This is a genomic window from Ralstonia sp. SA306, from assembly GCF_054792405.1.
In genome coordinates, this window is the sequence record NZ_CP096451.1 from 1,545,027 (window position 1) to 1,564,143 (window position 19,117).

A 19,117-nucleotide genomic window follows, 5' to 3' on the forward strand; every position below is an offset into this window, starting at 1 on the left:
ACTGCCGTGTGCGGTGACGAGGAATGCCCGTGCGCGAATGCTCGCAACGCCCAGTCCCCGCGCGCGCGAGTGGCTTTCCGAGAACGAAAAAAAACCCGCACAAGTGCGGGCTGACAAGGAGCCGAGCGATCAGGAGGTCACGCTCAGTCAGAACGAGTGAACGATACCGGTGTAGGCACCCAGTTGGTTCTTACCCGGCGCCGGGTTGTTGTTGGTTGCTTCCACCGAGAAGTTGGCGGTAGCGCTGTTCTGCACCGTGCCGACGCTCGCGTACAGCATCGTGCGCTTGGACAGGTTGTAGTTGGCACCCGCCATGAACAGGTTGGCGTTACCGCCGCCGTGGTTCACGTTGACGCGATAGGCCGCGCCGATCAGCGTCAGCGCTGGCGTGACTTCATAGTTGATGCCCAGCCAGTAATGATTGGCCTTGGTCGGGGCGCCCGCTGCCGCATCCGGTGCAGACAGGTTTTCATACGCGGCAAACAGCTTCGCCTTGCCGATGGTGTACGTACCGCCGATCGTCGCTTCCTTCGAGAAGTTGAAGATGTCGCTGAACTTGCCGTTGCCGTCGCGGATCACGTCGTAGATCGCGCGCACTTCCAGCGGGCCGGCGGTGTAGACGGCGGACACGCCATCGCGACGGCTGTTCGTGAACGAGCCGGGTTGTTCACCCAGGCCGGTCTGCAGGCCGATCTGGAAGCCGCCCCAGGTCGGGCTTTGGTATTCGACGACGTTGTTGGCGCCCGGCCAGTTACGCCCGCGCACCAGCGTGGCCGAGCCGATGAACTGCTGGCCGGTCGGGTCCAGGAACCAGACGTCGTTGCTGATGAAGAGGTTCTTGCCGGCCGTCAACGTGCCCCAGGTCGGGCTGGACAGGCCGACGTACGAACGGCGATTAAACAGCGCGTCACCGTTGGTTTTGCCTTGCGCCGCGCCAAAGCCGGACTCCAGCCGGAAGACCGCCTGCAGGCCACCGCCCAGATCCTCCTTGCCCATGAACCCGAACATGCTGGTCCCCCACTGGTTGTCGGCGGCGCGCCAGAGGCTGCCGCCCGGGGAGGTCGCGGTGGGGGCGACGTTGTTCTGATAGTCGATGCCGCTGGCGACGCGGCCGTACAGCGTGACGTTGGTTTGTGCATGCGCGGCGCCAGCGGCCGCGCACACGATTGCCGCGCACAGCGGCCAAGTTACCCGTTTCTTCATTGTCATCTCCTCTCTCTGGTGTCATGCCGGCCACGGCCGGAATTGCTGCTACTGCGGTTGCTGTTGCAAATCGAAAATGCGGCTCATCGGTATCCACTTCTGCCCCGCGGGCGTCCAGGGGGTGGGCGCCTGAAACTGCCACATCAGGGCTTCCCATTCGCGGATCTTCGGGTCCGTGTCGGTGGCAAGCGCCATGCGCTCGGCGTCGTAGATGGCGTCGTCGGTATCCATCAACATCACCATGCGGGTGCCCAGGCGATAGATTTCCATGCCGATCACGCCGTGCACGCGCAGGTGGCGGGCGACTTCCGGCCAGATGCGTTGATGGTGGGCTTCGTACGTGGCGATGAGCGCCGCGTCGTCTTTCAGATCCAGAGCGAGGCAGTAGCGCATGGCAACCTCACGTCAGGGCACGGTCGAGGTGCGTGTAGCCACCATCGACAAATACCCACTGCCCCGTCGTGTGGGAGGCCTGCGCAGAGAGCAGGAAGACCGTGGTGCTGGCAATCTCGTCGGCGGTGGTCATGCGATGACCGAGCGGGATCTTCGACGTAATTGCCGCGAGCTTGGCATCGGGGTTGTCGAACGTGGCAATCCAGCGTTCATACAGCGGCGTCAGTACCTCCGCCGGAATGACCGCGTTGACGCGCACGCCATCCGGCGCCAGCGATGCCGCCCATTCCCGAGTGAGCGACAGCTGTGCACCCTTCGCGGCGGTGTACCCGCTCGTATTGCCTTGCCCCGTCAACGCCGTTTTCGACGAGATATTGACGATGGCCCCTCGGCTCGCTTTCAGGTGCGGCAGGCACAGATGTGCCATGACGTAGTAATGGATCAGGTTCTTCTCAAGCGAGCGCACGAAGGCGTCCCGGCCCGCGTCCAGCCCAACGCTGTCGTTGATGCCGGCGTTGTTGACAAGGCCATCGATATGTCCGAACTCGCGCACGGTTTCGTCCACCATGCCGCGGCAATCGACCTCATCTTCCAGGTCGAACTGGAAGAAGCGCGCCTTCGGCTGCCGGCGCATCAGCTCGGCTTCAAACGCCGGCGCCATTGGGCTCTTGCCACAGATGACGGGGATGGCCCCTTCGGCCGCCAATTGCAGCGAAATGGCCGCGCCAATGCCGGCTGCGCCGCCCGTGACGATTACGACTTTGTCTTGCAGATGCAAATCCATGGTTCAAGCCTTGAGTTGCAGGTTGTAGCAGCGGGCGGCGGTGCCACCCCAGAGGTCGGCGCGTTCAGTGGCGCTCAGTCGCTCTTCGGCCCAGACATGCAGCACGTCGTACACCGTGCCGTATGACGCCGCCAATTGGCACACAGGCCAATCCGACCCAAACATCACGCGGTTGGGACCGAACACGTCGAGTGCCACGTCAAGGCATTGGCGCGCGTGCTGAACGTCGCGCACGGTCACGCCTTTTCGCCAGTCGGCTTCAGTCAGCAGGCCGGAAAGCTTGCAGGCGACGTGCGGCATGTCCTTAAGTGGCGCAAGCGCAGCCCGCCACCTTGCCAGCGCCTGCGCATCACGCTCGAACGCTTCAAGCGGCGGCTTGCCCAGGTGATCCAGCACCAGCAAGTGACGATCGTGCCGGCCGCAAAAATCCACGGCGGGCTCCAGTTGGTGGCCAAACACCAGCACGTCGTACGTGTAGCCCCAGAGCTGCAGCAACGCGACGCCTTGTTCGAACGCCGGGTCCAATAGAAATGCGGCAACGTCCGGTTCGTCCTGCACGGTGTGCCGGAAGCCGACCAGTTTGTGCTCACCGCTCCTGGCTTCGAGGCGAGCCTCAAGATCGGCGGCATGCAAGTCTTCCCAGCCGACCACGCCGACAATCCAGTCGTGCGCAGCGGCGAGGCCCAGCAGAAAATCCGTCTCCTCACGCACCCCGCGCGCCTGCACGGCAATCGCAGCATCCAGGCGTTGCGCGCGCAGTTCGGGCAGCAAGTTGGCAGGCAGGCGGTCTTCGGCCAGGGCTTCCATGCCGGGGCCGATCCAGGAATACGCCTCGGGTTGATAGCGCCAGAAATGCTGGTGCGCGTCTATTCGTGGCACGGGCAGCGCAGGTACCGTCATCGCATCAGCCTCGGAAGCGGTACTGCTCGAGCGATGCCGGTTTCATCGTGATGGAGAAACCCGGTGCCTGCGGCGGCAGATAGGCGGCGTTGCGTACCACGCAGGGGTCGACAAAGTGCTCGTGCAGGTGGTCGACGTACTCGACCACGCGGCCTTCACGCGTGCCCGACACGCAGATGTAGTCGATCATCGACAGGTGCTGCACGTACTCGCACAGGCCCACGCCGCCGGCATGCGGGCACACCGGCAAGCCGTACTTGGCGGCCAGCAGCAACACAGCCAGGATCTCGTTCACACCGCCCAGCCGGCACGCGTCGATCTGCACGACATCGATAGCGCCGCGCATGATGAACTGCTTGAAGAGAATGCGGTTCTGGCACATCTCGCCGGTCGCCACCTTGACGGGGGCAACGGCTTCGCGAACCTTGCGATGGCCTTCCACATCGTCCGGGCTGGTCGGCTCCTCAATGAACCACGGCTTGGCGAAACCGAGTTCGCGCACCCAGTCGATGGCCTCCTTGACCTCCCAGACCTGGTTGGCATCGATCATCAGCTCGCGGTCCGGCCCGAGCACTTCGCGCGCGATCGAGACGCGGCGAATGTCGTCCTTCAGATCGCGTCCGACCTTGAGCTTGATATGGCGGAAACCGCTGTCGACGGCCTCGCGGCAGAGGCGGCGCAGCTTGTCGTCGTCATAGCCAAGCCAGCCGGCGGACGTGGTGTAGCACGGGTAGCCTTCCTGCTCCAGCGTGCGAATGCGGTCGGCCTTGCCGGGCGCCTGCTTGCGCAGCAGGTCGAGCGCTTCTTCGGGCGTGATGCCGTCGGTGATATAGCGGAAGTCGATGCAGCGCACGAACGCTTCCGGTGTGAGATCGGCCACCAGGCGCCACAGCGGCTTGCCTTCGGCCTTGGCCCACAGATCCCACGCTGCATTGACGACCGCGCCCGTCGCCAGATGGATGGCGCCCTTGTCCGGGCCGATCCAGCGCAACTGGCTGTCGGACGTGACGTGGCGCCAGAAGCGGCCCATGTCTTCACGAATCCAGTCGAGATCCAGCCCTTCCACCAGATGACGCATCGCCTCGATGGCAGCGCAGCACACCTCGTTGCCGCGCCCGATGGTGAAGGTCAGGCCGTGGCCTTCCAGGCCCGGCTGGTCAGTCTCCAGGATCACGTAGGCCGCGGAGTAATCCGGGTCCGGATTCATCGCGTCGGAGCCATCGAGATGCTGGGAAGTCGGAAAGCGTACGTCCAGCACGCGCAGGGATCGGATGATGGTCATGAGTATCGTGTTCGGGATTGCGGAATGCGTGCCCTTCAGCCTTGCGCGTTCACCGTGCGCTGGCACTGCTCGCCCAAGCCCTGGATGCCCAGGCGCATGGTCTGGCCGGCGCGCAGATAGACCGGCGGCTTCTGCCCTAGCCCCACGCCCGGCGGGGTGCCGGTGGAAATCACATCGCCCGGTTGCAGGCTCATGAAGCGGCTCAGGTAGCTCACCAGATGCGCCACGCCAAACACCATGGTCGACGTCGATCCGTTCTGGTAGCGATGCCCGTCCACCTCCAGCCACAGATGCAGCGCTTGCGGGTTGGGCACCTCGTCTGCGGTGACCAGCCACGGGCCGATGGGGCCGAAGGTGTCGCAGCCCTTGCCCTTGTCCCACGTGCCGCCGCGCTCGAGCTGGTATTCGCGCTCCGACACATCGTTGATGACGCAGTAGCCCGCCACGTGCGCGAGCGCATCCGCCTCGCTGATGTACCGGCCGCCCTTGCCGATCACCACGCCAAGCTCGACTTCCCAATCGGTCTTCACCGAGCCACGCGGTATTTCAACGTCATCGTCCGGGCCGCAGATGGCGCTGGTCCATTTGCCGAAGACGACCGGCTCGGCCGGCACTTCGGCGCCGGTTTCAGCAGCATGGTCGGAGTAGTTCAGCCCGATGCAGATGAACTTGCCCACGTTGCCCACGCAGGCGCCCAGGCGCAGGCCCGCTTGCGGCGTGCCATCGACGGTGGGCAGGCGGCTGATGTCCAGCGTGCGCAGGTGAGCCAGGCTCTCGGGCAGCAGCGCGGCGCCGCCGATGTCGTCAATCACGGCGGACAGGTCGCGCACTTGCCCTTGTGCATCGAGCAGGCCGGGCTTTTCCTGGCCCTTGGGGCCGTAGCGGAGGAGTTTCATCGTGTTGTCTTTGTGGACTGCAATCAAACAAACCAATCAGTTGGACCAGCCGCCGTCGATCACGCAGCAAGTGCCGGTCGTGAAGCGGGACTCATCCGAAGCCAGGTAGGTCGCCAGCGCGGCGATCTCGTCTGTCGTGCCGACGCGGCCCATCGGCTGGCGCGCAACGAAGGCTGCGCGGACGGTGTCGATCGGCACGTTCTGTTCCTGCGCTTGCGTGGCAATGCGCTGCTCGAGCGAGGGAGACTCCACCGTGCCCGGGCAGATGGCGTTGCAGCGAATGCCGCGCGCCACAAAGTCGGCGGCAATCGCCTTGGTCATCCCGATGACAGCGGCCTTGGTCGTGCCATACACGAAGCGGTTCGGCACGCCCTTCACGCTTGATGCGGCAGAGGCCATGTTGATGATCGACGCGCCGCCGTTGTCCAGCATCTTCGGCAACAGCGCACGCGTCAGGCGGTACATCGATGTCACGTTGAGCTGCCACGAGAACGCCCAGTCGTCCTCCGAACATTCGAGTATGCTGCCGGGGTGCACGAAGCCCGCGCAGTTGAACAGCGCATCGAAAGCAGCTTCTTCGCGTGCCAGGATGGCAACGGCATTGGCGTCCGTCACGTCCAGGCGCAAGGTGCGGACGCCAGCGGTTTCCGCCAGCGTGGCCAACGCCTCTGCATTGATATCGGTGGCGAGCACCTGCGCGCCCTCTCTTGCAAACATCATCGCGCTGGCCCGGCCAATACCCTGCCCAGCCGCCGTCACGAGGATGCGTTTTCCTTGGAGTCTCATTGCGTCTGCGTTCCGGCGCGGGCCACGTTGGCGGTGGCCCATTCCGGCAATGGAGTTAAAACACTGCGCCGTTCAGGAAAGGGATTCAGCCGGCATGGCGGCGAACGACGCTCCGCCATGCCCCTTGTTGCGATGAATCGTCAGTACAGGACGTTCTTGGCCTCAGGCGAATCGAGGTTCTGCTTGTTGACCATCATCACGCCCGTGTCGACCTGCTTCTGCACGGGCTTCTTCTCGATCACGCTGACGACCGTTTCGATGCCCTTGTAGCCCATCTGGTACGAGCTTTGGACGGCGATTGCGCGGATCGTGCCGTCGCGCACGAAGCCCTGCAGGTCCTGGTTGCCATCAAAGCCGATGGCCGCCACCTTGCCGCTCTTGCCCGACTGCTGCAGCGCGCGCCCCATCCCGACCGCCGTTGGTTCGTTCGCACCAAAGATGCCCTTCAGATCGGGATTGGCGGCCAGCACGTCCGTCGTCTGGTTCAGCGCCGTTGCCATTTGCGATTGCGAGTAGAACGGCCCAACGATCTGCAGCTTCGAATGCGCCTCGATGTATTTCTTGAAGCCGCCCACGCGGCCGATTTCGGACCCCGCGCCCGGCACATAAGACATGATCGCGATCTTGCCGGTCTGGCCGACGGCCTCGATCATCGCCTTCGCGCACAACTCACCCGCCTTCGCGTTATCGGTCGACAGGAACGACTGGTAATACTGCTTGCCTGAATCGGACACCATCGAGTCGATCAGCACCACCGGAATGTGCGCTTCCCATGCCTTCTTCATCGCCGGCACCAGCGCATCCGGGTCTGATGGCGCGAGGACAATGCCCGCGACATGCCGGTTGACCGCGTTCTCGACCATATTCACTTCGTCGGCAATGGCCGATTCTGCTGCCGGCCCCTGGAAGGTCATCGTGTAGCCCTTCGCGTTGCCCATGGCGGCCGTCGCGCCCTTCTGAACGTTCTGCCAGTAGTTGGAATTTGCCGATTTCACGATCACGGCAATTTCACCGCCTGCCGCCTGCGCATAGGCAGAGAACAGTGCACACGTTGCTGCAACCACCGCCAGTACGGAAAACTTCTTCATGTCTCACTCCTTGGTTTTGGTTTGAACTTCTCGACTCACAACTTGCGGTTTCTGAGCTGATCGATCCAGACGGTGCCAAGGATGACCACGCCGATGATGATCTGCTGGATAAAACTCGATACGCCGTTCATGTTGAGCCCGTTGCGCAACACGCCGATCACGAACGCGCCAATGGCCGTGCCCGAGACCGTTCCGACACCGCCCATCAGCGACGTCCCGCCGATGACGGCGCTGGCAATCGCATCAAGTTCGTACATCACGCCCTCGTTCGGTTGTGCGGTCACGAGGCGAGACATCAGCACGCACCCGGCCATCCCTGCCAGCAAGCCCGATAGCACATACGTGAACAGCTTCACGCCTTGCACATTTACACCCGACAAGCGAGCTGCTTCGGCGTTCGAGCCGACTGCATAGATGTGGCGACCCAGTGAAGTGCGTGAGAGCAGCACGGAGACAGCGATGAACAGCGCAAGCATGATCACCACCGGGTAAGGAATGCCGGGGAAGACCGTGTCCGGAAAGCCGTCTGCCCCGATGTGCGATATGCGGAACAGTGCGCCGTTGCCGAGTTCGCCGAAAGCATCTCCCAGGCCTGAGACAGGACGGGCGCCCGTGATCTGCAGGGCCACGCCGCGCGCCACCAGCATCATGCCCAGCGTGGCAATAAAGGGCGGCAGGCCCATCCTGGTGATACAGATGCCGTTGACCCATCCGCACACGCCGCCAACCAGCACGCCGGCCAGCATGGCAATCGGAACAGGTACGCCCATCTTGACGAGCAAGGCCGCCACCACGCCAGAGAGCGCCAGCACCGAGCCCACCGACAAGTCAATGCCACCGGTGATGATCACGCACGTGGCGGCGACGCCCAGGTAGGCAATCGACGTGACCTGCAGTGCGACGGTCATGAAGTTGCCGACCGAAAAGAAGGCCGCGCTGGTTGCGGAAAACGCAATCACAAGCGCCACCAGGCTACCGAGCGCTGCAAACTTTTGGATCAGGTCCCGATGGTGTTGCTTGCTCTGCTTTTTCACGGCCTGCGGCTGATCTGATGTCATTTCAAGCATGTGTTCTTCCTGATGCGTAATGCAGAATTTCTTCCTGGTTTGTCTTCCGTGTTTCCAGGACTGCGGTAATGCGGCCTTCATGAAAGACGGCAATTCGATCTGTCATGCCCAGCAGTTCCGGCAGCTCCGAGCTGATCAGCACGACACCGACACCGTCGGCGGCGAGTTCGTCCATCAGCCCATAAATCGCGTACTTGGCGCCGACGTCGATGCCCCGCGTCGGCTCATCGAAAAACAGGATGCGCGAACCGCGATACAGCCATTTGCCGATCACGATCTTCTGTTGATTGCCGCCTGAGAGATTGCGCACCGTCTGCCCGACGGACGGCGTGCGGATGTTCAGCTCGCGCACGTAGCGCTGCGCCACGGCGGTCTCTTCGGAAAAGCGCAGGAAGCCATGCGATGAAATCGCCCGGACATTGGCCAGGGTGATATTCACGGCCACCGGCATCGACAACGCCAGACCGTCCTTCTTTCTGTCTTCTGACAGGTAGGCAATGCCCTGCCGGATGGCCTCGCGCGGGGAGCGGATCGTGACCGGCGTGTCGCCCAGCGTGATCGATCCGGAATCGAGCCGTTCCGCTCCGAAAATGGCACGCGCCACCTCCGTGCGCCCCGCGCCCATCAAGCCGGCAAAACCGAGAATCTCGCCCTTGCGCAGCTCGAACGACACCGGGCCGAAGACGCCTGCGCGGCTCAGTGCGTTCACACGCAACAACACCTCGTCGGTCGGCACCGATTTGCGCGCGGGAAAGACATCGTCGAGTGAGCGGCCGACCATCCGCGCGACGATCTCGTTGACACTGGTGGAAGCGAAATCGCTCGTGGCGATATGGCGGCCGTCACGGAGCACCGTCACGCGATCGACGATCTCGGCCATCTCATCCAGTCGGTGCGAGATGTAGAGAATCGCCACGCCATCGGCGCGCAACTCCTTGATGATACGGAACAGCTGAACGGTTTCGGATTCCGTGAGCGAAGACGTGGGCTCGTCCATGATCAGCACACGCGCGTTGAGCGAGAGCGCCTTGGCAATCTCCACCATCTGTTGCTGCGCGATCGACAGCGCGCTGACCAGCGTGGTCGGCTCGACGGCCAGACCGATCCGCTGCAGATAGCTCCGTGCGTTGGTGTTGAGCTTGCGGTAATCAATGAACGGGCCGCGCTTGGGCTCGCGCGCCAGGAAGATGTTCTCTGCCACCGACAGATGCGGCACGAGATTCAGCTCCTGATGGATGATCGCAATGCCGGCCGCCTGCGCCTCGGATGTCGACGCAAACCGCACCGCTTCACCCCGGTACGAGATGACGCCATCGTCTGCGGTGTACTGGCCGCTGATGATCTTCATCAGGGTGGATTTGCCGGCACCGTTCTCGCCGCAGACGGCATGGACTTCGCCCACGCGCAGATCCAGATCCACACCATCCAGCGCAACGACGCCGGGAAAGCGTTTGCCGATGCGCTGCAAGCAAAGAATCTCTTGCAACATCGACGATCTGGAGCTGCTTACGTGCGTGGGCACGGCATCAGCACTGCTCATCGTGGTCTCCGTTGTGTTGCGAGGCTCTGATCTTCCGCTCGACGCACTGGTAAGTCCAGTTTGGAGCGATTCGAGCAAGCCAAGCATTTTTTGGTCAAACCAATATCACTTATAACGTACCTGCCTGACCACTAGTGCAAACCCTGAAGTGTTGCTGACACCAGTCTAGACAACGGCTGGCGGTGCCCATGCTAGACTCGAAGCACATCCATGCGCGGCAACGCCCGCGCCAAAAAACACACCACAATGAAGCAGACAGAGCCAAAGCGGCTTTACCAATCTGTAGCCGCGCAGATTCTCGCGCTGATCCAACAGGAAAAGCTCGGACCGGGCACACGCTTGCCTCCCGAGCGCGAACTGGCGCAGACGCTGGGCGTATCGCGCCCGTCGCTGCGCGAGGCATTGATCGCCCTGGAGATTGGCGGCCAGGTTGAGATCCGCATGGGTTCCGGCGTGTATGTGCAAGACGCAAGCGCGGCGAGCGAGAATGCGGCCATTCCGTCGCTGGGCGAAAGCCCCTCCGAACTGATGCAAGCCCGGGCCGTTCTTGAAGGCGACGTGATCACGCTCGCCACGGGGCGCCTGACGGCGGCCACGCTCGACAAGCTCCAGCGCACCATCGACCGCATGAAGAAACTTGCATCGGGGGGGAAGTCGCCCACCGATGCCGACCGCCAGTTCCACATGCTGATTGCCGAGACCGCCGGCAATTCGGTCCTCAGCCGATTCGTGGCCGAGCTGTTCGATAGTCGCCATGACCCGCTGGCCATGGCCATCCGCGACCATGCAGAGGGCGAATCAAGCTGGCATGCGGCGGTGCACGAACACGAAGAGATTCTGAAGGCGTTGCAGGCGGGCGATCCCATCGCGGCGCAAACCGCCATGCGCGCGCACTTAAAGGCGTCGGAAGAACGCTGGATCGCGGGCGCCATTCAGCAAGACAGCGCACAGTAGCCGCCCTCACCCGATGCGCGGCCCGCCCGCAGCCGCGCAATCCTTCCCTCCCCGCCTCCATCGCTCCCGCCCAATGCGGTCTGACCAAATTTCAGGCCACCTCGCCTTTCCCCCTTGAAAACAAGGGATTTTCAGCATCAGGGTTTCCCCCATCAAGGATTTTCCCGCAAGATGTTAAATTGGTCTGACCAATAGGTGAGGCCTGTTTGGCATGACCAGTTGCCCAAGATGTGGGAATTGATTCCTTCAACTTGGTGCAGTGCACGCGCGCAATCAAACCTCACCTCATCCACTCAAGGAGACCGGAAGGTGACCCACTGTTTGCCATCGCCACGCGCCCATACGCAACTTCTTCAACGGCTCCGTCAAGCGGAGACTGACGACGCCACTTCGGCCGGAGCCACATCATGCTGACCGTCGTGTGCGAAACACCAGGCGCCCTGGTTGCACAGGACCGGCCGGTCCCCAGCCCCGCCGAAGGTGAGGTACTGCTGCGCGTCAAACGCGTGGGGGTGTGCGGTACCGACCTGCACATCTTTACGGGCAACCAGCCTTACCTCAATTACCCGCGCGTGATGGGGCATGAACTGTCGGGCATCGTCGAACAGGCACCCCTCGGCAGCGCGCTTGCCAAGGGCGACGTGGTGTACGTGATGCCCTACCTGTCGTGCGGGCACTGCGTGGCGTGCCGCCAGGGCCGGACAAACTGCTGCGTCAACATCCAGGTGTTGGGTGTGCATCGCGACGGGGCGTTCACTGAATACCTGAGCGTGCCGCAAGCCTTCGTGCACAAGGCGGACGGCGTGAGTTTGGATCAGGCCGCGATGGTGGAATTTCTGGCCATTGGGGCGCACGCGGTGCGTCGTGCGCAGGTGTGCGCTGAGCAGCGCGTGCTGGTGGTAGGCGCCGGCCCGATCGGCATGGCGGCCATGATCTTCGCCAAGCTGCGCGGCGCGACGGTCACGGCGCTGGACTCCCGTGCGGATCGCCTCGCCTTTGCGATGGAGCGACTTGGTATGGACGCCAGCGTTGCGCTGGGCGATACCGACGAAGCGCAACTCAGTGCGCTCACGGCCAATGAGTTTTATGACGTCGTCTTCGATGCCACGGGCAATCCAAAAGCCATGGAGCGCGGCTTGCGCTTTGTTGCGCATGCCGGCACGTATGTGCTGATCTCGGTGGTGGCGGCGAACATCTCGTTCTCCGATCCGGAATTCCACAAGCGCGAGACCACGCTGCTCGCCAGCCGCAACGCCACCACCGAAGATTTTGAAACCGTGCTCGACGCCATGCGTGCGGGCAAGATTCCGGCCGCGCTGAACACGCACCGCATGGCGCTGGCGGACGTGCCCGAACACTTCAAGATGCTGCTCGACCCCGCCGCCGGCGTGGTGAAAGCCATCGTGGAGTGCTGAGCGCATGACCGAGCCGATCCTCCAGTTCGGCACCAGCCGCTTCCTGCAGGCGCACGTCGACTTGTTCGTGTCGGAAGCGCTCGATGCAGGACAAGCACTGGGCGGGATAACCGTCGTGCAGACCACATCCAACCCGGCCAGCGCAGCGCGTGTGGCGGCGCTTGCAGGCGGTGAGGGTTATCCGGTGCGCATTCGCGGCTTACGAGACGGTACACCCATCGACCAGACCGTCACCTGCCGCGCCGTGCAGCGCGCCCTTCGGGCCGAGTCCGACTGGGAACAGCTGCGCGAGGCCATGGCAACACACGTGCAGGTCGTGGTGTCGAACACGGCCGACCAGGGCTACCAGCTCGACCCGCGCGATGATGCCAGCTTGATGCAGCAGCCATCGCGCGTGCCACGCAGCTTCCCTGCCAAACTGGTGGCGCTGCTGCTCGGCCGCTGGCTGCGACAGCCGCAGGCACCGCTCTCGCTGTTTCCGTGCGAACTGATCGAGCGCAACGGCGACACGCTCTGCGCAACGGTCTGCGCGCTGGCACAGCAATGGGCGCTGCCCGCCGCGTTCATCGATTGGCTGCGCACGCATTGCGTGTGGGCCAACTCGCTCGTAGACCGCATCGTCTCCGAGGCATTGCACCCCGTGGGCGCCGTGGCGGAACCGTACGCGCTGTGGGCCATCGAGCGCCGCCCCGGGCTGGTGCTGCCATGCACGCATCCGGCCATCGTGCTGACGGATGAACTGGATCACCACGAGCGGCTCAAGCTCTTTCTGCTCAACGCGGGCCACACCTTTCTGGCCGAGCGTTGGCGCGAAGATGCGCATCCCGCCGATCTGACTGTCGCGCAGGCCATGGAAGACCCACGCCTGCGGCCGGAGCTGGAAGCGCTGTGGCGCGACGAGATCGTTCCTGTATTCGCCGCCCTGCACAAGCGCGAAGCCGCCGAGGCCTATCTCGTCTTGCTGCGCGAACGGCTGTTGAACCCCTATCTTGCCCACCGCCTCGCCGATATCGCGCAGAACCATGCGCAGAAGAAGCTGCGGCGCCTCGCGCCCATCGTCGCGCTGACGCGGCAGTTGGGCTTGCACCTCGCCCAGCCGCGCCTGAACGCCGCGCTGGCCAATCCGAATTGAACCTGCAAAGCACCATGTCCGACGCATCCCTCATCCTTCTTGCCCCCGACGACGACGTGGCCGTCGCGCGTGTTGCGCTGGCGCCCGGCGCGGCACTCGACGCGGGGTTGACCACCCGCGATGCCATTCCCGCTGGCCACAAGGTCGCGTTGCGCGACATCGCAGCGGGGCAACCGGTGCACAAGTATGGGCAAGTCATCGGCGTGGCCACGGCGCCCATCCGCATGGGGGAACACGTTCACGTACACAACGTCGGCATGGCCAACTCAGCCGCCGAGCACACTGTGGGCCACGCGTGTCGCGCCACCGTGCCGGTCGACACGCCCGCCACGTTCGAAGGGTATGTGCGGGCAGATGGCCGCGTCGGCACGCGCAATTTCATCGGCGTCATCTCCAGCGTGAACTGCTCGGCCACGGTGTGCCGGCATATCGTGCAGGCGGCGCAGGCAGAGGTGGTCGCGTTTCCCAACGTGGATGGCATTGTCGCCATCACGCACGGCAGCGGCTGCGGGATGGCCGGCAACGGCGAAGGGCTGGAACTGCTGCAGCGCACGCTGCGCGGCTATGCCGACCACCCAAACTTTGCCGGCGTGCTGATCGTTGGCCTTGGTTGCGAAGTCAATCAGGTGGCACCGCTTGTGCAGATGCTGGGCGCCCGCACACCGGGGCTGTTCGCATCGCTGACGATTCAGGAAGAAGGCGGCACGCGTGAGGCGATTGCTGCCGGCTTGACCATGCTGCGCGACATGCTGCCGATCGCGAATCAGGCACAACGCAGCACCGTCTCGGCAAGCCACCTGACGGTGGGCCTGCAATGCGGCGGATCGGACGGCTACTCGGGCATCAGCGCCAACCCTGCGCTGGGCGCGGCGGTGGATTTGCTGGTGCGACACGGGGGCACCGCAGTGCTATCCGAAACGCCCGAGATCTATGGCGCAGAACACCTGTTGACTGCGCGCGCTGCGACGCCTGCCGTGGCCGACGCGTTGATGCAACGGCTGACCTGGTGGGAGCATTACACCAGCACGCTGGGCGCCGACATGAACAACAACCCTTCGCCCGGCAACAAGGCCGGTGGCGTCACGACCATCCTGGAAAAATCGCTCGGCGCGGTTGCCAAGGGCGGCAGCAGCGGACTGATGGCCGTGTATGAATACGCCCAGCCGGTGCAGGCGCACGGCCTCGTCTTCATGGACACGCCCGGCTACGACCCTGTCTCGGCCACCGGCCAAGTCGCCGGCGGCGCCAACCTGATCTGCTTCACAACGGGCCGAGGCTCCACCTATGGCTGCAAGCCGGTGCCCTCCTTGAAGCTGGCCACCAACAGCACGCTCTTCCGGCACATGGAACTGGACATGGACTACGACTGCGGCGGCATCGTCGATGGCCGCCTCAGCATTGCACAAGCCGGCCAGGCGCTGTTCCGGCTGATGCTGGCCACCGCCTCGGGCAACCACACCAAGAGCGAACTCAACGGCCTGGGCGACAACGAGTTCGTACCGTGGCAGCTTGGCGCGGTGATGTAAGGCAAGTGCCGAGCACACCTGACCGGGGATAAGCGATACGGCCGATCATGGCAACGCGGCGGAGGCCACTTGGAGCAACCCCGCCACGATGGCCACAGCACCAATGCAGCGGGCTACGCGGTCTCCGTCGGGTGCCAGGCGCTCCAGCGTAATCGCCGCTGACACCGCCGCCATTGCTCGCAGATCCATGACGCCGATCACAAGCAGGATTGCCGTCAAGCCCGCGCAAGAGCTGGCGCAGCGCATGCCGAGCCGTAAGCCATATCGCCACGCTGTACTGCCCGGCGCGGGCACCACTCGGCACCCTGCAAGCTGCCGCGCCTTCCACGCACTGAACTGCAGTGCGCCGGCCGCAAGAACGACTGCACCGGCGGCAGCCGGCAACGCGCGCGCTAGCACGGGCGATGTCATTTCAAGCTCAGCCACCGCCGCCTCCAGCGCAAAGACCATCGCGCCGATCAGCCCCCACACGGCAAAGTACGCCGTGCCTGCCAACGCGGTGTGCGCATCAACATTCGGCTTGCCCGCCAAGTGAAGCGCAACGCGATACCGCCGCAGCATCGGCAGCAATGACGGCAGCATCATCGCCACCATCATCACCGTCCACATGCAAATGAAGGACGCGGCAAAGCTCCACCACGTCTGACCGCACATCGGCATCCAGGCCATTGGCATCTCGGCCATGCCGGGCATGGCGGTGCACCATGCCACCGTCGCTGCCGCGCTGCCGATGAACAGCAATGCCGAGACGGCCAGGAAGCCGCGCTCGGACACTGCTTGCTCGCGTGGCAGTTCAACGCTGCTGAGCGTACTCGTCATGGCGACGCCACCAGACACCGGTTTCATTGCGGCCCAGCGGCGCGCGATCGAGCCACTGGTATGCACCCCACAAGCCATCGAGGCCACGCGCGTAGGTCGAATACGTGTGGTACACGACGCCGTCTTCCAGCACGAACGCGCTCATGCCAGGCCGGTCGCGCACGTAGGTGGGCGCGTCGGTGCCGCACATGCTGGCGAACTGCTGCACAGGTTCGGGCAAGTCGGATGCATCCATCACGTGGCTGCCGCGCACGTAGTTGTAGTCGGAGTTGCCGGCGCGCTGCTGCTCTTCCGAGATCGAGACGTTGAAGTCGTAGTTGAAATCGCTGCCAACCGACGACACCCACGGAAAGGTCCAGCCCATCCGCTCGCGATACTCGATCAGCTTGGCCAGCGGCCCGCGCGACACTGCCAGCAGCGTCACGTCGTGATTCGCCAGATGCGTGACGAAACCGTCAAAGCCGTCGGCAATCATCGAGCACGATGGGCAGCCCGCCTTATAGTCCGGCCCGAACATGAAGTGATAGACGAGCAGTTGCGAGCGACCGCCGAACAGATCGGCCAGCGAGGCGCTGCCGTTCTCGGTTTCAAAGCGATAGGTTTTGTCGATGCGCACCCATGGCAGTGCCTGTCGGCGGCGTGCGAGCTCATCGCTGCGGCGGGTGAGTTCCTTCTCGGCCTTGAGCAGTTCAATGCGCTCTGCCAGCCAGCTTGCGCGGGTTGCTGTGGGGTGTGTTGCACTCATGCTTACCTCCGTTTTGGGTGAGTGGTCGTGTGCTAGATTAGGCGCCGACCTCAAACGGCGGGAGTGACAAGTGTGGCGGGATTCGAATGGATTCATTGATCACGGCTGCAGCCCGCGCACTCGCTGCCGGTGACCCATTCGGAGCACTGAACCGCGTCGCCCTGCGTGACGACGCGGCCGCACTGGCCTTGCGCGGCATCGCAATGGCGCAGCTCGGTGACCTGGCGCGCGCCAAGCTGTTGCTGCGTCGCGCGGCGCGCGCATTCGGCTCTCGGGAGGCGCTGGCACGCGCACGCTGCGTCGTCGCGGAAGCCGAAGTCGCCCTCGCCTCGCGCGATCTTGGCTGGCCCGCCAAAACCCTCGACGCGGCACGCGCCACGCTGGAGGCCCATGGCGATCACGTCAACGCTGCGCATGCGCGGTATCTCAGCATCCGCCGTCTTCTGCTAATCGGCCGCCTGGACGATGCAGAGGCCGCGCTGGCCGCGCTCAATCCGGCGCGTCTTCCGCCGGTATTGCGGGCGGCTCACGCGCTCGTCGTCGCGGGGATTGCCATCCGGCGCCTGCAGACGACTGCCGCGCGTGCCGCCTTGGCCGACGCTGATCTCGCCGCGCGTCAGGCCGGTATCCCGACGCTCACCGCTGAAGTGGAACGCGCCGCCCTTGCCCTGAGCGCACCGGCCGCGCGCCTCATCTCACGCGGCGAAGAACGTGTCCTGCGCCTTGAAGAGGTCGAAGCCCTCTTTGCTTCAGACGCGCTCGTGGTGGACGCATGCCGGCTCGCCGTGCGGCAAACCGATGCGTTCGTCCCGCTCGCCACGCGGCCCGTGCTGTTCACGCTGGCACGTGCATTGGCAGAGGCGTGGCCGGAAGACGTGCCCAGAGACGCCCTCATCGCCCGGGCATTCCGCACCCGACATCCCGACGAATCGCACCGCGTGCGCCTGCGCGTAGAGATCGGACGTTTGCGCACCGCGCTTGCTGCGTTAGGCACGGTCAAGGCGACCCGGCCCGGATTCGCACTGCAACCGCACGCGGCACAGAGCGTGGTCGTCCTCGCGCAACCCGTCGACGAGCCATATGCCGCCGTGCTGGCCTGTCTGGCCGATGGGGAATCGTGGTCCAGCTCCGCATTGGCGTTGGCGCTTGGTGCCAGCCAGCGCACCGTACAGCGCGCGCTCGACGCCCTGGCAGCCGCAGGCAAGGTGCAGTTCTTCGGACGTGGACGCGCGCGACGATGGGTGACGCCGCCGGTACCCGGATTCGCGACCACCTTGTTACTCCCCGCACCGCTGCCAAGTGACTAGGATGAAAACTCCACAACCGAATCCAGCGAGCCCAACATGAAACGATCCACCGCCGAAGTCGTGCGCGAATACGGCCCCTTCCCCGGTGTCGAAAACGTGGGCGGCGTCACCTACAACGGCGAGCGCATCTGGTTCGCTGCCGGCGGTCAGTTGAAGGAACTCGACCCCGACAGCGGCAAGACGCAGCGCTCCATCGACGTGCCGGCCCATGCCGGTACCGCGTTCGACGGACGGCACCTGTTCCAGATCGCCGAAGACCGCATCCAGAAGATCGACCCGCAAACCGGCAACGTGTTGGCCACGATTCCCGCGCCGGGAGCAGGTGGAGACTCAGGCCTCGCCTGGGCCGAAGGCACGCTGTGGGTCGGTCACTACCGCGAGCGCAAGATCCGCCAGATCGATCCGGACACCGGCAAGGTGCTGCGCACCATCGAATCCAACCGCTTCGTGACCGGCGTCACATGGGTCGACGGTGAACTCTGGCACGCCACATGGGAAGGCGATACGAGCGAGCTGCGGCATATTGATCCGCAAACCGGCGAAGTGCTGGAGCAGCTTGACATGCCAGCCGGCATCACTGTGTCAGGACTCGAGTCGGATGGCGCCGATCAGTTCTTCTGCGGCGGCGGCACCACCGGAAAGATTCGTGCGGTACGGCGGCCCCGCAAGCAGGCGGCATAGGCGCGATACCGCACACGGAAGGAACGAGGCCCGCTCAGATGCGGGCCTTTTTGCTTGCGTGGCATGCGCATAACATTACAGCTTAACTGCACAGTTAAACTGTATTGATGCTATGCTCGCGGCATGGCTAAATCACCCTCCTCCACCGAGCCCGCGCCGCCCGCCGCGCTGGCCGGCGATCTGCGCATTGCGCTCGGCAAGCTGTCCCGGCGCCTGCGCGAACAAGTCCACCCGAACGATCTCACCCACGCGCAAAAGTCGGTTCTGCTGCGCCTGGACCGTGATGGCCCGGCCACCGTGTCTGCGCTTGCGCGGGCGGGCAGCGTAAAACCGCAGTCCATGCGGGTCACCGTTGCAGCACTGGAAGCGATGGGCGCGGTTGTCGGCAAGCCCGATTCGACAGATGGCCGGCAAACGCTCATCGAATTGACGCCGGGCTTTAGGAAAGCACTCAAGGAAAGCCGCGCCGCGAAAGACGATTGGCTGTTCCGCGCACTGCAGGCGCAACTGTCCGCCGCTGAGCAAGCTGAACTGGCAAAGGCCGTGACGTTGCTGCAACGGCTCGCAGAGTTTTGAGCCCCTCTTACTGTTCTTGATCC

The 19,117-nt window shown here is 64.0% G+C and carries 19 protein-coding genes; 7 read left to right on the forward strand and 12 right to left on the reverse strand.

Translation table 11 applies throughout. The features are described from left to right. Positions 1-147: 147 nt before the first annotated feature. The 10 genes from M1D44_RS07430 to M1D44_RS07475 form a co-directional block, all read right to left on the reverse strand. Positions 148-1,203, reverse strand: coding sequence for a porin (locus M1D44_RS07430; protein ID WP_024975742.1), 1,056 nt, complete (start codon positions 1,201-1,203; stop codon positions 148-150). 48 nt (positions 1,204-1,251) lie between these two features. Then, the gene (locus M1D44_RS07435; RefSeq protein WP_112184937.1) at positions 1,252-1,596 is read right to left on the reverse strand and encodes an L-rhamnose mutarotase; all 345 of its coding nucleotides are present in this window, start codon (positions 1,594-1,596) and stop codon (positions 1,252-1,254) included. Between the two features lie 7 nt (positions 1,597-1,603). Continuing rightward, positions 1,604-2,380, reverse strand: coding sequence for an SDR family oxidoreductase (locus M1D44_RS07440; protein WP_024975744.1), 777 nt, complete (start codon positions 2,378-2,380; stop codon positions 1,604-1,606). 3 nt (positions 2,381-2,383) lie between these two features. Continuing rightward, positions 2,384-3,265: an L-fucono-1,5-lactonase gene (locus tag M1D44_RS07445; RefSeq protein ID WP_316853807.1), complete on the reverse strand. Its 882-nt coding sequence runs from the start codon at positions 3,263-3,265 to the stop codon at positions 2,384-2,386. 19 nt (positions 3,266-3,284) lie between these two features. Then, positions 3,285-4,562: an L-fuconate dehydratase gene (locus M1D44_RS07450; protein WP_024975746.1), complete on the reverse strand. Its 1,278-nt coding sequence runs from the start codon at positions 4,560-4,562 to the stop codon at positions 3,285-3,287. A gap of 35 nt (positions 4,563-4,597) precedes the next feature. Further along, complete coding sequence (locus M1D44_RS07455) at positions 4,598-5,458, reverse strand: fumarylacetoacetate hydrolase family protein (RefSeq protein ID WP_316853694.1); 861 nt, start codon at positions 5,456-5,458, stop codon at positions 4,598-4,600. A 36-nt stretch (positions 5,459-5,494) separates the two neighbouring features. After that, the gene (locus tag M1D44_RS07460) at positions 5,495-6,244 is read right to left on the reverse strand and encodes an SDR family oxidoreductase (protein WP_024975748.1); all 750 of its coding nucleotides are present in this window, start codon (positions 6,242-6,244) and stop codon (positions 5,495-5,497) included. Between the two features lie 140 nt (positions 6,245-6,384). Further along, complete coding sequence (locus M1D44_RS07465) at positions 6,385-7,332, reverse strand: ABC transporter substrate-binding protein (protein WP_092970486.1); 948 nt, start codon at positions 7,330-7,332, stop codon at positions 6,385-6,387. A 35-nt stretch (positions 7,333-7,367) separates the two neighbouring features. After that, positions 7,368-8,399, reverse strand: a complete 1,032-nt coding sequence (locus M1D44_RS07470) for an ABC transporter permease (protein ID WP_024975750.1) — start codon at positions 8,397-8,399, stop codon at positions 7,368-7,370. Further along, entirely contained in the window at positions 8,392-9,888 is a 1,497-nt protein-coding gene (locus M1D44_RS07475; RefSeq protein ID WP_316853808.1) for a sugar ABC transporter ATP-binding protein, read from the reverse strand. The genes M1D44_RS07470 and M1D44_RS07475 overlap by 8 nt, the downstream gene beginning before the upstream one ends. Positions 9,889-10,185: 297 nt before the next feature. Between M1D44_RS07475 and M1D44_RS07480 the strand changes: the two genes are divergently transcribed. The 4 genes from M1D44_RS07480 (at position 10,186) to M1D44_RS07495 (ending at position 14,966) form a co-directional block, all read left to right on the forward strand. Beyond that, entirely contained in the window at positions 10,186-10,893 is a 708-nt protein-coding gene (locus M1D44_RS07480) for a FadR/GntR family transcriptional regulator (protein ID WP_024975752.1), read from the forward strand. Positions 10,894-11,300: 407 nt separating this feature from the next. Beyond that, positions 11,301-12,308: a zinc-binding alcohol dehydrogenase family protein gene (locus tag M1D44_RS07485; protein ID WP_316853695.1), complete on the forward strand. Its 1,008-nt coding sequence runs from the start codon at positions 11,301-11,303 to the stop codon at positions 12,306-12,308. 4 nt (positions 12,309-12,312) lie between these two features. Next, complete coding sequence (locus tag M1D44_RS07490; RefSeq protein WP_024975754.1) at positions 12,313-13,440, forward strand: mannitol dehydrogenase family protein; 1,128 nt, start codon at positions 12,313-12,315, stop codon at positions 13,438-13,440. A 14-nt stretch (positions 13,441-13,454) separates the two neighbouring features. Continuing rightward, complete coding sequence (locus tag M1D44_RS07495; RefSeq protein ID WP_439004467.1) at positions 13,455-14,966, forward strand: UxaA family hydrolase; 1,512 nt, start codon at positions 13,455-13,457, stop codon at positions 14,964-14,966. A 45-nt stretch (positions 14,967-15,011) separates the two neighbouring features. On the opposite strand, the gene M1D44_RS07500 is transcribed toward M1D44_RS07495, so the two are convergent. Both M1D44_RS07500 and M1D44_RS07505 read right to left on the reverse strand, forming a co-directional pair. After that, entirely contained in the window at positions 15,012-15,785 is a 774-nt protein-coding gene (locus M1D44_RS07500; RefSeq protein WP_316853697.1) for a DUF2182 domain-containing protein, read from the reverse strand. After that, complete coding sequence (locus M1D44_RS07505; protein WP_024975757.1) at positions 15,760-16,530, reverse strand: DUF899 domain-containing protein; 771 nt, start codon at positions 16,528-16,530, stop codon at positions 15,760-15,762. The genes M1D44_RS07500 and M1D44_RS07505 overlap by 26 nt, the downstream gene beginning before the upstream one ends. Before the next feature lie 86 nt (positions 16,531-16,616). Here M1D44_RS07505 and M1D44_RS07510 point away from each other — a divergent pair, with 86 nt between their 5' ends. From M1D44_RS07510 to M1D44_RS07520, 3 genes are all read left to right on the forward strand, one after another. Continuing rightward, positions 16,617-17,837, forward strand: coding sequence for a helix-turn-helix domain-containing protein (locus tag M1D44_RS07510; protein WP_316853698.1), 1,221 nt, complete (start codon positions 16,617-16,619; stop codon positions 17,835-17,837). Positions 17,838-17,873: 36 nt separating this feature from the next. Beyond that, on the forward strand, positions 17,874-18,518 hold the full coding sequence (locus tag M1D44_RS07515) for a Vgb family protein (protein ID WP_316853699.1): 645 nt from the start codon (positions 17,874-17,876) through the stop codon (positions 18,516-18,518). A gap of 123 nt (positions 18,519-18,641) precedes the next feature. Then, positions 18,642-19,094: a MarR family winged helix-turn-helix transcriptional regulator gene (locus M1D44_RS07520; protein ID WP_112184951.1), complete on the forward strand. Its 453-nt coding sequence runs from the start codon at positions 18,642-18,644 to the stop codon at positions 19,092-19,094. The last annotated feature ends 23 nt before the right edge of the window (positions 19,095-19,117 follow it).

What these genes read in the sequence shown, in the direction of transcription:
- M1D44_RS07430 (WP_024975742.1), bottom strand. Translation starts at nt 1,203, where the DNA reads ATGAAGAAACGGGTAACTTGGCCGCTGTGCGCGGCAATCGTGTGCGCG.
- M1D44_RS07435 (WP_112184937.1), bottom strand. Translation starts at nt 1,596, where the DNA reads ATGCGCTACTGCCTCGCTCTGGATCTGAAAGACGACGCGGCGCTCATC.
- M1D44_RS07440 (WP_024975744.1), bottom strand. Translation starts at nt 2,380, where the DNA reads ATGGATTTGCATCTGCAAGACAAAGTCGTAATCGTCACGGGCGGCGCA.
- M1D44_RS07450 (WP_024975746.1), bottom strand. Translation starts at nt 4,562, where the DNA reads ATGACCATCATCCGATCCCTGCGCGTGCTGGACGTACGCTTTCCGACT.
- M1D44_RS07455 (WP_316853694.1), bottom strand. Translation starts at nt 5,458, where the DNA reads ATGAAACTCCTCCGCTACGGCCCCAAGGGCCAGGAAAAGCCCGGCCTG.
- M1D44_RS07460 (WP_024975748.1), bottom strand. Translation starts at nt 6,244, where the DNA reads ATGAGACTCCAAGGAAAACGCATCCTCGTGACGGCGGCTGGGCAGGGT.
- M1D44_RS07465 (WP_092970486.1), bottom strand. Translation starts at nt 7,332, where the DNA reads ATGAAGAAGTTTTCCGTACTGGCGGTGGTTGCAGCAACGTGTGCACTG.
- M1D44_RS07470 (WP_024975750.1), bottom strand. Translation starts at nt 8,399, where the DNA reads ATGCTTGAAATGACATCAGATCAGCCGCAGGCCGTGAAAAAGCAGAGC.
- M1D44_RS07475 (WP_316853808.1), bottom strand. Translation starts at nt 9,888, where the DNA reads ATGTTGCAAGAGATTCTTTGCTTGCAGCGCATCGGCAAACGCTTTCCC.
- M1D44_RS07480 (WP_024975752.1), top strand. Translation starts at nt 10,186, where the DNA reads ATGAAGCAGACAGAGCCAAAGCGGCTTTACCAATCTGTAGCCGCGCAG.
- M1D44_RS07485 (WP_316853695.1), top strand. Translation starts at nt 11,301, where the DNA reads ATGCTGACCGTCGTGTGCGAAACACCAGGCGCCCTGGTTGCACAGGAC.
- M1D44_RS07490 (WP_024975754.1), top strand. Translation starts at nt 12,313, where the DNA reads ATGACCGAGCCGATCCTCCAGTTCGGCACCAGCCGCTTCCTGCAGGCG.
- M1D44_RS07495 (WP_439004467.1), top strand. Translation starts at nt 13,455, where the DNA reads ATGTCCGACGCATCCCTCATCCTTCTTGCCCCCGACGACGACGTGGCC.
- M1D44_RS07500 (WP_316853697.1), bottom strand. Translation starts at nt 15,785, where the DNA reads ATGACGAGTACGCTCAGCAGCGTTGAACTGCCACGCGAGCAAGCAGTG.
- M1D44_RS07505 (WP_024975757.1), bottom strand. Translation starts at nt 16,530, where the DNA reads ATGAGTGCAACACACCCCACAGCAACCCGCGCAAGCTGGCTGGCAGAG.
- M1D44_RS07510 (WP_316853698.1), top strand. Translation starts at nt 16,617, where the DNA reads ATGGATTCATTGATCACGGCTGCAGCCCGCGCACTCGCTGCCGGTGAC.
- M1D44_RS07515 (WP_316853699.1), top strand. Translation starts at nt 17,874, where the DNA reads ATGAAACGATCCACCGCCGAAGTCGTGCGCGAATACGGCCCCTTCCCC.
- M1D44_RS07520 (WP_112184951.1), top strand. Translation starts at nt 18,642, where the DNA reads ATGGCTAAATCACCCTCCTCCACCGAGCCCGCGCCGCCCGCCGCGCTG.